Annotated in this window: 10 protein-coding genes; 7 read left to right on the top strand and 3 right to left on the bottom strand. The window is 67.8% G+C overall.

Annotation, left to right across the window (positions count from 1 at the left end):
- Positions 1–106 precede the first annotated feature (106 nt).
- Entirely contained in the window at positions 107–1,168 is a 1,062-nt protein-coding gene (locus BRO63_RS18970; protein WP_088141272.1) for a LacI family DNA-binding transcriptional regulator, read from the bottom strand.
- A 112-nt stretch (positions 1,169–1,280) separates the two neighbouring features.
- Between BRO63_RS18970 and BRO63_RS18965 the strand changes: the two genes are divergently transcribed.
- The 7 genes from BRO63_RS18965 to BRO63_RS18935 all read left to right on the top strand — a co-directional run bounded on the left by BRO63_RS18965 (position 1,281) and on the right by BRO63_RS18935 (position 10,054).
- Positions 1,281–2,300: a TRAP transporter substrate-binding protein gene (locus BRO63_RS18965; RefSeq protein ID WP_088141271.1), complete on the top strand. Its 1,020-nt coding sequence runs from the start codon at positions 1,281–1,283 to the stop codon at positions 2,298–2,300.
- A 9-nt stretch (positions 2,301–2,309) separates the two neighbouring features.
- Positions 2,310–4,190, top strand: coding sequence for a TRAP transporter large permease (locus BRO63_RS18960; protein WP_088141270.1), 1,881 nt, complete (start codon positions 2,310–2,312; stop codon positions 4,188–4,190).
- Positions 4,191–4,257: 67 nt separating this feature from the next.
- Positions 4,258–4,797: a VOC family protein gene (locus BRO63_RS18955; protein WP_088141269.1), complete on the top strand. Its 540-nt coding sequence runs from the start codon at positions 4,258–4,260 to the stop codon at positions 4,795–4,797.
- Positions 4,798–4,818: 21 nt separating this feature from the next.
- Positions 4,819–6,096, top strand: coding sequence for a ribulose-bisphosphate carboxylase large subunit family protein (locus BRO63_RS18950; protein ID WP_088141267.1), 1,278 nt, complete (start codon positions 4,819–4,821; stop codon positions 6,094–6,096).
- Complete coding sequence (locus BRO63_RS18945) at positions 6,093–7,442, top strand: four-carbon acid sugar kinase family protein (protein ID WP_088141266.1); 1,350 nt, start codon at positions 6,093–6,095, stop codon at positions 7,440–7,442. The genes BRO63_RS18950 and BRO63_RS18945 overlap by 4 nt, the downstream gene beginning before the upstream one ends.
- 107 nt (positions 7,443–7,549) lie before the next feature.
- Positions 7,550–8,962: an amidohydrolase family protein gene (locus BRO63_RS18940; RefSeq protein ID WP_088141345.1), complete on the top strand. Its 1,413-nt coding sequence runs from the start codon at positions 7,550–7,552 to the stop codon at positions 8,960–8,962.
- A 114-nt stretch (positions 8,963–9,076) separates the two neighbouring features.
- Positions 9,077–10,054, top strand: coding sequence for a Bug family tripartite tricarboxylate transporter substrate binding protein (locus BRO63_RS18935; RefSeq protein WP_088141264.1), 978 nt, complete (start codon positions 9,077–9,079; stop codon positions 10,052–10,054).
- A 32-nt stretch (positions 10,055–10,086) separates the two neighbouring features.
- Here BRO63_RS18935 and BRO63_RS18930 read toward each other — a convergent pair whose 3' ends face one another.
- Positions 10,087–11,163: a porin gene (locus BRO63_RS18930; RefSeq protein WP_088141263.1), complete on the bottom strand. Its 1,077-nt coding sequence runs from the start codon at positions 11,161–11,163 to the stop codon at positions 10,087–10,089.
- 190 nt (positions 11,164–11,353) lie between these two features.
- Positions 11,354–12,943, bottom strand: a complete 1,590-nt coding sequence (locus tag BRO63_RS18925) for an amidohydrolase family protein (protein WP_256943350.1) — start codon at positions 12,941–12,943, stop codon at positions 11,354–11,356.
- Positions 12,944–12,994: the final 51 nt, after the last annotated feature.

Below are 12,994 nucleotides of genomic sequence, written 5' to 3'. Positions count from 1 at the left end.
CCGCGCCGTCAGAGTGAATGCGAGGCAGTATAGGGACCGCGCCCGCAGGCCTCATGCATAGTTTGCATAACGCCCCGGCAGTCAGGGTTACTCCCGACCTTTCCGCCTAGGGCAGGTTTTCCCGGAAGATCACCTGGCTGCGCGCCAGCTCCACGCCGTTCATCGGGCTGCGCTTGTCGCGCAGGTTGCAGAAGATGCGCACGCAGCTCATCAGCGCCTCCATCGGGCTTTGCGTGATGACCGCGTCCATGGTGCCGTCGATCAGCAACGCGCGGGTGTCGGGCGTGAGGCCGTGGCCGATGAAGACCACCCGATGCTGCTGCCCGGCCTCCTTCAACGCGCGCGCCACGCCATCGGAGGCGCCGCCGATGTTGTAGATGCCGGCCAGCTGCGGATACTGCTCCAGCAACTGGCGGGTCTGCTCGTAGTTGCGCTGCGCGTCGTCGTAGCCTTCGCGCAGGTCCACCACCTGCATGGCCTGGAACTGTTCGGCGTACAGCTGCAAAAAGCCGCCTTCGCGCTCTTCGTGGGCGCGATAGTGGCGCGACCCGGCGATCAGCGCCACGTGCGCCGCGCGCGTGCCGATGAAGCGGGCGATCAGATAGCCCGCGGTGCGGCCGGCGGCGCGGTTGTCCAGGCCCACATAGGCCGCGCGGGCGCTGTTGGCCAAGTCAGAGATCAGCGTCACCGTAGGCACGCCCTGCTGCGCCAGCAGGTTGACGGCCTCGCGCACCGCCGGGTGCTCCAGCGCCATGAAGGCGATGCCGTCGGCGCGCTTGCCGTGCTTGGCCAGGGCCTGGGCGAGCGCGTCCGGATTGAAGCTCTCCACGTACTCGACCTGGCACCTGGCGTTGAGCGGCCCGAAGTGCTCCTGCGCATAGCTGACGGTATCGCCCAGCATGCGCAGGTAGCGGTTGCTGCCGCGCGGCAGCAGGAACACCAGCCGCAAGGGTTCGGGCGCCGCGGCCGCGCGGACCTCCTGCTCCGGCAGATAGTCCAGTTCGATGGCCGCCTTGAAGACTTTCTGGGCGGTGCTGGCGCGCACGCCCGGCCTGCGGTTCAGGACCCGGTCGGCCGTGGCGGTGGACACTCCGGCGCGTTCCGCCACATCGGCCAGGCGCGCCAGCCTGCGTTCGGGAGGCATTCGATTCACATCAAAATCCATCATTAATCAGGTTTGACGATATTGGCAACGATTCACTATTGTCCAGTCTGCCGCATGGTACTGGCGCTGTTGTGGCACATCAAAAAACATCATAACCAAGATTATGGAGACAACCATGAAGCTGCTGACACGCCGTAGCGCCCTGCGCCGCCTTTGCGCGGTTCCCGCCGTCGCCCTGACCTCGGGCTTCCCGCTGATCGCCCGCGCCGCCGACTACACGCTCAAGTACGGCAACAACCTGCCGGTCACGCACCCGCTGAACATTCGCGCCCAGGAAGCCGCCGAACGCATCCTCAAGGAAAGCAACGGCCGCGTGGACATCAAGATCTTCCCGAACAACCAGCTGGGCGGGGACACCGACATGCTGGCCCAGGTGCGCTCGGGCGGCATCGACTTCTTCACCCCGTCCGCACTGGTCATCGCGACCCTGGTGCCGGTCGCGGCGATCAATGCCGTGGGCTTCGCCTTCAAGGACTATGGCCAGGTCTGGAGCGCCATGGACGGCGCGCTTGGCGCGCATGTGCGCGCCGCCATCGCGCAGCGCCGCCTCTACGCCTTCGAAAAGATGTGGGACAACGGTTTCCGCCAGACCACCAGCAGCAAGGCGCCGGTCAAGTCCGCCGCCGACATGGAAGGGCTGAAGATCCGCGTGCCGGTCAGCTCGCTGCCGATCTCGATGTTCAAGGGCCTGGGCGCCGCCCCCGCCAGCCTGCAGTTCAGCGAGGTCTATTCCTCGCTGCAGACCAAGGTGGTGGACGCGCAGGAAAACCCGCTGCCCATCATCCAGGTGGCCAAGCTGTACGAAGTGCAGAAATACTGCTCGCTCACCAACCACATCTGGGACGGCTACTGGTTCATCGCCAACGGCCGCATGTGGGAAGGCCTGCCGCAGGACCTGAAGACCGTCGTGGCGCGCGGCATCAACGAGGCCGGCCTGGCCCAGCGCGAAGACATCAAGAAGCTCAACGCCTCGGTGCAGTCGGACCTGGAGGGCAAGGGGTTGCTGTTCAACCAGCCGTCGGCCGACAGCTTCCGCGAGCAATTGCGCGCGGCCGGCTTCTACAAGGAATGGCAGGGCCGCTTCGGCAACGAGGCCTGGACCCTGCTGGAGCAGGCCGTAGGCAAGCTGGCCTGAGGACGCGCCATGTCCTCCCTGTCCGCTCCCCACGCCGCGCCGCAGGCGCTGCCGGCCCACCCTCTGCGCCGCGCCGCCGGCGCGCTCGACGCGCTGCTGGGCAGCGTGGTCGAGCACGTGGCCGCGGCCATCGTGCTGGTCGAGATCGCCGTGCTGTTCGCGGGCGTCGTCGCGCGCTACGCCTTCCACAGCCCGCTGGTCTGGTCCGACGAGCTGGCGTCCATCCTGTTCCTGTGGCTGTCCATGCTGGGCGCGGTGGTCGCCCTGCGGCGGGGCGAACACATGCGGATGACGGCGCTGGTCAACAACGTCAGCCCCGCGCGCCGCGCCCAGCTGGAAACGCTGGCGCTGGCCGCCTCGCTGGCCTTCCTGGCGCTGATCCTGGCGCCCGCCGTGGAATACGCGCATGAAGAGCACTTCATCATCACGCCCGCGCTGGAACTCAGCAACGCCTGGCGCGCCGCCGCGATTCCGGTGGGCATGGGGCTGATGACGGTGGTGGCGCTGCTGCGCCTCCTGCGCACGCAGACCGCGCCGCAGATGCTGGCGGCGCTGGCGGGAGCCGCGGCGGTCGTCGCGCTGTTCTGGGTGGCGCAGCCCCTCTTTGCCACGCTGGGCAAGCTGAACCTGCTGATCTTCTTCGTGGGCATCGTCGCCGCGACCGTGTTCTCGGGCGTGCCCATCGCGTTCTCGTTCGCGCTGGCCACGTTCTCCTACCTGGCCCTGACCACCAACACCCCCATGGTGGTGATGGTGGGACGGCTGGACGAAGGCATGTCGCACCTGATGCTGCTGGCGGTGCCGCTCTTCATCTTCCTGGGCTCGCTGATCGAGATGACCGGCATGGCGCGCGCAATGATCCAGTTCCTGGCCAGCCTGCTGGGCCACGTGCGCGGCGGGCTGTCCTATGTGCTGATCGGCGCCATGTACCTGGTGTCCGGCATTTCGGGCTCCAAGATCGCCGACATGGCGGCCATCGCGCCCGTGCTGTTCCCGGAAATGCAGAAACGCGGCGCCAAGCCCGGCGACCTGGTGGCGCTGCTGTCGGCCACCGGCGCGCAGACCGAGACCATTCCACCGTCCATCGTGCTCATCACCATCGGCTCGGTGACCGGCGTGTCCATCGCCGCGCTCTTCACGGGCGGGCTGCTGCCGGCCGTGGTGCTGGGCCTGGCCCTGTGCTCGGTGGTGTGGTGGCGCTACCGCAAGGAAGACCTGAGCCTGGCGCAGCGCTTCAGCCCCCGCGAGATCGGACGCTTCTTCGTCATCGCCCTGCCCGCCGTGGCCCTGCCCTTCGTGATCCGCGCCGCGGTGGTCGAAGGCGTGGCCACCGCCACCGAGGTCTCGACCATAGGCATCGTGTACTCGGCCCTGGTCGGCCTGCTGATCTACCGGCGCTTCGACTGGGCCAGGTTGAAGCCCATGCTGATCGAGACCGCCTCGCTGTCCGGCGCCATCATGCTGATCGTGGGCTGCGCCACGGCCATGGCCTGGGCGCTGACGCAGTCCGGCTTCTCCGGCGACCTGGCGAAGCTGATGGCCGGCATGCCCGGCGGCAGCTACGGTTTCCTGGCCGTGTCCATCGTGGCCTTCATCATCCTGGGCAGCGTGCTGGAAGGCATCCCCGCCATCGTGCTGTTCGGCCCGCTGCTGTTCCCGATCGCGGCGCAGGCCGGCGTGCACGAGGTGCACTACGCCATGGTGGTGATCTTCGCCATGGGCATAGGCCTGTTCGCGCCGCCCTTCGGCGTGGGCTACTACGGCGCCTGCGCCATCAGCCGGGTCGATCCCAACGAAGGCATAGGCCCTATCTGGGGCTACGTCGCCGCGCTGCTGGTGGGCCTGGTGATCGTCGCCGCCTTCCCCTGGTTCTCCATCGGTTTCCTGTGAGATCCGCGGCCCCAACGGGGCCGCTTCCTCCCGACATCCTCAAACCTCTTCCCGCAAAGAATCCATCATGAGTCGTTTTCTGGGCGAAATCCGCCAACTCGGTTATGTGGTGCACGACATCGAAGCCGCCATGGACTACTGGAGCGCCACGCTGGGCGTGGGCCCCTGGTACTACAACCCGCGCGTGCCCATCGTCAACTACCAGTACGACGGCGAAAGCCACGAGCCGCACAACTCGGTGGCGCTGGCCAACTCGGGCTTCGTGCAGGTCGAACTGATCCAGACCCGCAACGACGTGCCCTCCATGTACCGCGACTTCCTGCAGGCCGGCCGCACCGGGCTGCAGCACGTGGCGTACTGGACCGAAAGCTACGACGCCGACCTGGAGCGCCTGCTGGCGCAGGGCTTCAAGCCCAAGATGAGCGGCGAAGTGGGCGAGAAAGGCCGCTTCATCTACTTCGACACCGAATACCACCCCGGCACCGTGATCGAGCTGTCCGAAGTCGCCGGCCCCAAGGGCCGCCTGTTCGACCTGATCCGCGACAGCGCCCGGGATTGGGACGGCAAGGATCCCGTGCGCCCCTTTCCCGACCTGAACCGGATCTGACCCTTACCCGCCACCGCCGCCATGAATTCCCAATCGTTTACCGCCACCTACCTGATCGAAACCCCGCTGGACCCCGCAAAGGTCGCGGAGGTCATGGCTGGCGAGCAATCCTGCGGCACCTTCACGCGGGTGCAGGGCGAGACCGATGAACTGCGGGCCCGCGCCCGCGCGCGCATCGAGTCCATCGAGCCCCTGGAATCCGCGTCCGCGCCCAGCCTGCCCAACGCCTGGCTGGCGCGACAGCCCGGCGGCATGCCCGGCCGCTACCAGCGCGCCCGCGTGCGCATCGCCTTCCCCGTCGCCAACGTCGGCGCCAACCTGCCGACGCTGGCGGCCACGGTAGGCGGCAACCTTTACGACCTGGGCGAAGTCACCGGGCTGCGCCTGGAAAGCATGGACCTGCCGGCCAACTACCGCGCCCAGTTCGACATGCCGCGCGTGGGCATCGCCGGCACGCGGCAACTGACCGGCGTGGCGCACGGTCCGCTGGTAGGCACCATCATCAAGCCCAACGTCGGCCTGTCGCCCGAGCAGACCGCGCATCTGGCGGCGCAGTTGTGCGCCGCGGGCGTGGACTTCATCAAGGACGACGAGGTCTGCGCCAACCCCGCCCACGCGCCGCTGGCCCAGCGCGTCGCCGCCGTCATGGCGGTGGTGCGCGCGCACCGCGAACGCACCGGGCGGCAGGTCATGGTGGCGTTCAACATCAGCGACGAGACCGACGCCATGCGCCGCCACGCCGACCTGATCGAACGCGAAGGCGGCACCTGCGTCATGGCCAGCCTGAACCATTGCGGCTACTCGGCCATCCAGACCTTGCGCCGCAGCACCCCGCTGGCGCTGCACGGCCACCGCAACGGCCATGGCGCGCTGTCGCGCCACCCCATGCTGGGCGTGGGCTTCCAGGCCTACCAGACGTTGTGGCGGCTGGCCGGCGTGGACCATATGCACGTGCACGGCCTGCAAGGCAAGTTCGCCCAGGAAGACGCCGAAGTCGTGGAGTCCGCGCGCGACTGCCTGGCCTCGCTGACCCCCGGGATCGACGATCCCGTCATGCCCGCGTTTTCGTCCGGCCAATGGGCCGGCACCGTGCCCGCCACCTGGGCCGCCGTGCGCAGCGACGACCTGCTATTCATGTCCGGCGGCGGCATCCTCGCCCACCCGGACGGGCCCGCCGCGGGCGTGCTCAGCATCCGCCAGGCCTGGCAGGCCATGCGCGACGGCGAGCGGCTGGAAGACTACGCGCGCAACGCGCCGGAACTGCGGCGCGCCATCGAATTCTTCGGCGGACGCGCATGAGCGCAGCGGCGCAGCAAGAAACACGGCCGCGGCTGGGCTGGTATGGCGACGACTTCACAGGCGCCACCGACACGCTGGCCGAAACCGCGCGCGCCGGCCTGCGCAGCTTGCTGTTCCTGGGCGTGCCAACGCGGGAGCAGTTGCGGCGCGCCGGACCGCTGGACGCCATCGGCATCGCCGGCGCGGCGCGCGGCATGGCGCCGGCCGACATGCAGGCCGAACTGCATGCCGTGGGCCGCTACATGGCCGGCGCGGGCGTGCGCGTGCTGCACTACAAGTGCTGCTCCACCTTCGACAGCGCACCGCACGTGGGCAGCATCGGCGCCGCCGTGCGCGAGCTGCGCCGCCACATGCCCAATCCGCTGGTGCCCATCGTCGGCGGGCAGCCCAGCATCGGCCGCTATTGCAGCTTCGCCCAGCTGTTCGCGCGCGCGGGCTCCGCGCCCGAGATCCACCGCATCGACCGCCATCCGGTCATGAGCGCGCATCCCGTCACCCCCATGCACGAAGCCGACCTGCGCCTGCACCTGGCGGCGCAAGGTTTGCTGGACATCCGCTCCTTGCCGCACACGGCCTACCCGCGACTGCGGCGGGCGGCGGATGCGCCGCTGCTGGACGACTGGATGAACCAGGTCATCGACAGCACCGACGGACCGCTGCTGCTGGACCTGATCGACGAAGAACACCTGGCCATCATCGGCCGCCTCATCTGGCGCGCGGCGGCCTGCCTGCCCCTGCTGACGGTCGGCCCCAGCAGCGTGCAGCAGGCGCTGGCCCGCGCCATGCCGGCCGGCGACGCAAACGCCACGGCCGCGCCGCTGCAAGCGGCCTCGGGCCCGGTGCTGGTGGTCGCCGGCAGCCTGTCTCCGGTCACGGCCAGGCAGATCGCCGCGTGCCGCCAGTACCAGCGCCAGCCGCTGCAGGCGGAACGGCTCTTGCAAGACCCGGCCTATGCCGCGCAACAAGCCCAGTTGGCCGCCGCCACGCTGGCCCAGGGGCGCAACGTGCTGGCGCACACCGACCGGCCCGCCCAGCCCCTTGCCCCCCATCAGACCGCCGCGACCGCCCGCGCCACCGGCCAACTGGTGGCGGACATCGTGCGCGCCAGCGCGCAGGCCGGCGCGCCCCTGTCGCGCATCGGCATCGCCGGCGGCGACACGTCCAGCCAGGCGACGTTGGCCCTGGGCGTCTGGGGCCTGGCGTTCCGCTGCGTGCTGGCGCCCGGCGTGACGGTCAGCCTGACGCGCAGCGACGACCCCGCGACCGACGGCATCGAGCTGATGCTCAAGGGCGGGCAGATGGGCGGCGATCTGCTGTTCGATGAGTTGGTGGCGGGAACAGCCTGACACGGCGCATTCTTTTGCTATTGGAAAGCCATTGTTTCCCAGGCCTGGATTTATCCGCGTGAGGGAAGCTGACAGAATCTGTGCTCCCAAAAGGAGACATGGAAGACATGGCAAGAACACTGATAAAGAATGCCGGCATCCTGAGCATGGATGCGAAGCTCGGAGAGCTGCAGGGCGACGTCCTGATCGAAGATGACCGCATCGCCGCGATAGGCCCGGACCTGCAGGCGCAGGACGCCGAAATCATCGACGCCAGCGGCATGATCCTGATGCCTGGGCTGATCGATGCGCATCGCCACGTATGGGAGATCATCGACATGGGCCGGCTGGTGAAATCCCGGCCAGCCGAGTACGCCAGCAACTACCAGAAGTGGAAGATGCGGACCATCGTCTGCATGACGCCCGAGGACAATTACCTGGCTGAACTCGTCGGCGGACTGGAAGCGATCAACTCCGGCGTCACCACGATTTTCGACTTCGCCCACGGCCAGCCCACCGAGGACCGCGCCCTCGCCGCCGCCCAGGGCCTCAAGGATTCCGGCATCGCCGGCTGGTTCGGCTTTCAGCTGGGCGTGTCCTCGTCCTACGGTCCCGGCGACACGGTGCCGCTGGCCCAGGCCGACGGCCAACGCATCGCCAAGACCAGCGAGACGCATTGGCGGACCGCCGAGCGCCTGCAACAGGAGCTTTTCTCCGACAGCTCCGCGCCCTTGCAGCTGGCGCTGGCGCCCAGCGGCAACAACGGCAGTTCGCTGGACGACATCCGCGCTGAATGGACACGGGCCCGCGGCATGGGCGTCGGCATGCTGGCCGCCCACATCCACAAACCGGAAGCGCCGCACGCGGCCGGCTTCATGGGACACCGGGACTCCGGCATCGGCGACCTGCACGATGCCGGCCTGCTCGGACCGGACTATCAGGCCACCCACGCCAACCGCCTGACCGACGAAGAACTGGCCATGCTGCGGGACACGGGCGGCATGATTTGCGCCACGGCCATGGGCGAGTTTCCGTACGTCATGTCCGCCGACAAGGGACCTTCCGTGCATGGCCGTTCGCGCCGGGCGGGCGTGGCCACCGGCATGGGTATCGATATCTCCCTGGCCTTGCCCAGCGACTACTTCGAGCATATCCGCGCCACCTACTGGAACCTGTACCTGGATCCCGAAGTCCGCGATGTCATGAAGGCCTGTTCCTCCGACTACATCCTGGATTTCGCCACCGGCCTGGGCGCCAAGTCCGTGCGGCTGGGCGACACCGTCGGCACGATCAGCGTAGGCAAACGCGCGGACCTGCTGTTGCTGAGCACGGACCGCATCGGCTTCGGGATGGCGGGCAGCCTCGCCGACCGCGTAGTCACCTTTGCCTGCACGGCCGACATCGACAGCGTGTGGATCGCCGGCCAGGCGCGCAAGCGCCACGGCAAGATGCTGGGAGTAGACTGGCCCGCGCTGAAAAAGCGCCTGGTTCAAGCGCAGGAGCGCGTGGGCCGGCAGGCAGCCACCATCCGCCTCGTCTGACCGATCCTTTCCATACGAGCGCCTCGCATGGCGGCTGTAGACCTCGGCAGGAATCGCATCCTGCCCCATGTCTCAGCCGCCGCAGTCGTTTCACGCGTACAGGACTCTTCGAACATGAAAAAGATACTGGGCATTGCCACGCTTGCCGCCCTGCAAGCCTGTTTCACGCCGGCCGCCGCGCAAAGCGCGGACTCATGGCCGAACCGCCCGGTGCGGATCATCCATGGCTTCGCGCCCGCCGGTCCCATCGACAATTTCGCCCGTCTGCTCGCCGCGCAGTTCAATGACCGCTTCGGCGAGCCGGCCATCGTCGAAGGCAAGCCCGGCGCCGGCGGCACCATTGCCGCGCGTTTCGTCGCGCGCAGCCCGTCGGACGGATACATCCTTTACCTGATGGCCTCCGGCCACGCGTCCGCGCCCGGTCTCTACAAGTCCCTGGGCTACGATCCCGTCAAGGACTTCACCATGATCTCCATCGTGGCCCAGAGTCCTTACGCCGTGATCGCCAATCCCGCCGCCGGCTACGGCTCGATGCGCGAACTCATCGACGCGGCCCGCCTACAGCCGGAGAAAATCGACTACGGTTCCGGCGGCATAGGCAGCGGCATGCACCTGGCCGCCACGTTGCTGCAGGCGCGCACCGGCGTGCGCCTGAACCACGTGGCCTACAAGGGCGGCGGCGCTCCGGCGTTGGCGGTGATCGGCGGCGAGGTTCCCGTCATCATGACGGCATTGGCCGGCATGAGCACCTACATCGCCGAAGGCAAGGTCAAGCCGCTGGCCGTGACGACCCGGGAACGCTTCGCGCAGTATCCCGATGTTCCCACCCTGGCGGAAACAGTGGCGCCCGGCTTCGACGTCACGGCCTGGTATGCGCTGGCCGGCCCCAAGGACCTGCCGCCCGCCATCGTCGCCAAGCTCAATGACATGGTGCGCGAAACGCTGCAGCGCAAGGACATCATCGAAAGCCTGCGTTTGCAGGCTGCGGAACCTTCGACGTCCAGCCCGGACGAAGCGCAGGCGCTGCTGGCAAGCGAAGTCGCCCGGTGGCAGAAAGTCGTGCGCGAGGAAGACTTGTCGAACATGAACTGAACCGGAATGGCGCGCCGCGGCGCGCCATTTCCTCAGAACTTGTGCCGGATGCCCAGGGCCACGGCGCCCTGGCTGTCCTCGCCGGCGGGCAGAGTAGCGAGCGGCGCGAAGTTCAGCGCCGAGTTTCGCGCATAGGCGGCTGCCGCATACAGGTCGGTGCGCTTGGACAGGCCGCCGTATACCAGCTGCAAGGCGTACTGCCTGGCATTCGGCGGATTGCCCGCCCCTGCCCTGGCCTTCACATCGTCGTAATAGAAGGCGGCCGTGATCCGCAGGACCGGCGAAATGCGGTACCCGAGTCCGATCCACCACATGTCGTCGCGCTGGTTCAGGTTGCCTTGCGCGGTCTTGTCCTGCGCCCAGCGGTAGCCGACGGTCAGGCGCCACGGATCCGGCGCATAGGTCGCGGCCAGCGCCAGCTTGCGCAGCCGATTCGACGCGGTGGCTGCCGTTGCGCCGCCCGCCTCGTCGTAGACCGCCGCCAGACCGAACGGACCGGAAAGGTAGCTCGCCCCGCCGCCCCAGGCCGCGCGTTGATAGGGCGCGCCCGCCGCGTCATCGAGCTGATAGTGCGCCTGCGCCGCCAACGGCCCCGTCCCGACGCGATACTTGACCGAGTTGTCCAACCGCAGGTTGCCCATGAGGAACGGCATGGGCTCGTAGGCGCCCGCGTAGGTCAGGGGCATGAAGGCAGGCAGCAGATCGAACATGCTGACATATTGCCGCCCGAAACTCAGCATGCCGTAGGGCCCGTTCAGGCCCAGGAAGGCTTGCCGGTTGAACGGCCGCCCCGCCTCGCCCATCGCCCCCGTATGCATGTAGAAGCCGCTTTCAAGTGCGAACACGGCCTGCATACCGCCGCCCAGGTCCTCCACCCCCCGCATGCCCCAACGGGAACCCGACAGCCCGCCGGAGTTCATCCGCAGCGAGGATCCGCCGGACGAGGACGATCCTGCCGCCGGCCGGGCATTGCTCCTGTATTCGATGTAGCTGTCGGCCAATCCGTATAGCGTAAGGCTGGACTGAGCCAGTGCCGCCGGTCCGTTGCCGGCACAGGCAGCCAGCGCCGCCCACCTCGCCAGAACCCTGAATTGCTTGCTGCACTTCATGAACTCCCCCTTTTGTACGTCGTTATGTTTGCCGTGGTCGGCAACAGGCCTGCCGCAAAACGCAGCAATTCCCCGCGCCGCGCGAACCGGGGTTCGGGCAGCGCTGGACTACAGGCAGGATTGATGGTTGCCGGCGGATGCCGGCCTCATGCAGAAAACGGGCCCGCGCGTAGGCAAGCCCGCGCCTGCATCACGCGGTGAACGTGATGGTTTGCGCTTGGGCGTGTATGCGCCTCTGCACGGCGGCGAGCTGGGTCTTCATCTTGACCCAATCGACGCCAAGCATCTTCCCGTTGCGCTTGCGCGCCCGGCCGGCGACCCAGACGCTGTCGATGTCCGCCAAGGAAGCAAAATTCGCGACGCGGTCGGCCAGGCTGCCCTGCATGGCAAACCCGATACGGTCCGTGGCCAGCAGCACCAGGTCCGCGCGCTTGCCGACGCTGATGCTGCCCGTCACGTCGCCCGCCCGAACCGCGCGCGCGCCCAGCGAGGTTGCGAACTCCAATGCGTCCTGCGACCTGTACTGCCGCACGATCTCGCGTCCTTCCGGCTCCAGGAAAAGACTGAGGAATGCGCCGCGCACATGTTCGAAAAAGTCCTGCTGCACCACCAGCGCGCCGTCGATCCCGATGCCGGTCGCCACGCCGGCCTGGCGCGCCCGCCCATGGGAAGAGGCCATCATGTGGGGCGACAGCATGTAGGGAAACTCGCCGACCACCGTGGCGCACAGCATGCCGCCCGTGTCTCGCAACAGGCCCAGTTCCTCGGCCGTCAAGCGGTTGCCATGGGCGATGTGATAGTCCGGCCCCAACAATCCGGCGTCGTACAGGTCCTGGATGCCCGACCCGCGATGACCGATGACGCCCGGCGCCTTGGGCGACGCGGGCTTGTGCACGTGCGCCGCAAGCAAGCCGACGCCGCTGTCGCGGACCCGCGCCCATTCCTTCTTCACCTCCGCGACCGGCCGACCGATGGCATCCGAGGGCGCCAGGCCCAATTGCAGCGGCGCCGAGCTGTCGGAGAACACTTCCGAACGCAGTCGTTCCACGGTGCGCCAATTCTGTTCGGTGGTCGTGGTGAGGTCCGCCTGCACCCGCGCCATGGAGATCGTCGACCCGGGGCCGAACGCCAGCGTACGGCCGAGCTGGAACGCGAACCAGCCGTTCACGCCCGAATCGCGGATGCCGCGCGCAGCAGCCAGCGCCGTTTCCTCGGAAGGCTGGCCATGCGCGTAGTCCAGCACCGTCGTCACGCCCGAGTCGATAGCCTGCAGGCCGCCGATCAGCTCAACCAGATAGTTGTCTTCCGCGGTCATGCAGGCCATGGTCCTGCGCTGCCATCCCAGGTAGGCGCGCGAGTACCCTGTGGGGTCCATCTTGACCAGACGTCCGGCGTCGACGCATTGCCAAAGGTGGCGATGTCCGTCGATCATGCCCGGCATCAGGATTTTCCCGCTGGCATCTATCACTTCCGCGTCGCCCGCGGAAAGATTCCTGCCTATCGCGGCAATGCGGCCCTTGTCGATCAACACGTCCCCGCCTGCCATCTCCTTATGCTGAGGGTCCATGGTCAACAGGTCCGCATTGCGGATCAGGATCCGGGATGCGCCCGATGCGGCTGAAACGCCAGAGGACGTATCCCGGGCGGGCTCCCGCGCGAATGCGCTGCCTCCCGCCGAGGCGGCCGCCACCCCTCCCAGGGACAGGCGCAGGAAGGACTTCCTGCTCATCTTGACTGCCTCCAGCGACTCCAGCAACGCGCCTGTTCTTTTCTGTGCCACGCCCCTCTCCCTCGTTATAATCAGCCGCAATATTGACATCGCCAGGTCCCG

The organism is Achromobacter xylosoxidans, from assembly GCF_002192695.1.
Lineage (GTDB): Bacteria > Pseudomonadota > Gammaproteobacteria > Burkholderiales > Burkholderiaceae_B > Achromobacter > Achromobacter xylosoxidans_C.
The sequence above is the reverse complement of the archived record's forward strand: the minus strand, read 5'-3'. Positions and strand labels throughout refer to the sequence as shown.

What these genes read in the sequence shown, in the direction of transcription:
- BRO63_RS18970 (WP_088141272.1), bottom strand. Translation starts at nt 1,168, where the DNA reads ATGATGGATTTTGATGTGAATCGAATGCCTCCCGAACGCAGGCTGGCG.
- BRO63_RS18965 (WP_088141271.1), top strand. Translation starts at nt 1,281, where the DNA reads ATGAAGCTGCTGACACGCCGTAGCGCCCTGCGCCGCCTTTGCGCGGTT.
- BRO63_RS18960 (WP_088141270.1), top strand. Translation starts at nt 2,310, where the DNA reads ATGTCCTCCCTGTCCGCTCCCCACGCCGCGCCGCAGGCGCTGCCGGCC.
- BRO63_RS18955 (WP_088141269.1), top strand. Translation starts at nt 4,258, where the DNA reads ATGAGTCGTTTTCTGGGCGAAATCCGCCAACTCGGTTATGTGGTGCAC.
- BRO63_RS18950 (WP_088141267.1), top strand. Translation starts at nt 4,819, where the DNA reads ATGAATTCCCAATCGTTTACCGCCACCTACCTGATCGAAACCCCGCTG.
- BRO63_RS18945 (WP_088141266.1), top strand. Translation starts at nt 6,093, where the DNA reads ATGAGCGCAGCGGCGCAGCAAGAAACACGGCCGCGGCTGGGCTGGTAT.
- BRO63_RS18940 (WP_088141345.1), top strand. Translation starts at nt 7,550, where the DNA reads ATGGCAAGAACACTGATAAAGAATGCCGGCATCCTGAGCATGGATGCG.
- BRO63_RS18935 (WP_088141264.1), top strand. Translation starts at nt 9,077, where the DNA reads ATGAAAAAGATACTGGGCATTGCCACGCTTGCCGCCCTGCAAGCCTGT.
- BRO63_RS18930 (WP_088141263.1), bottom strand. Translation starts at nt 11,163, where the DNA reads ATGAAGTGCAGCAAGCAATTCAGGGTTCTGGCGAGGTGGGCGGCGCTG.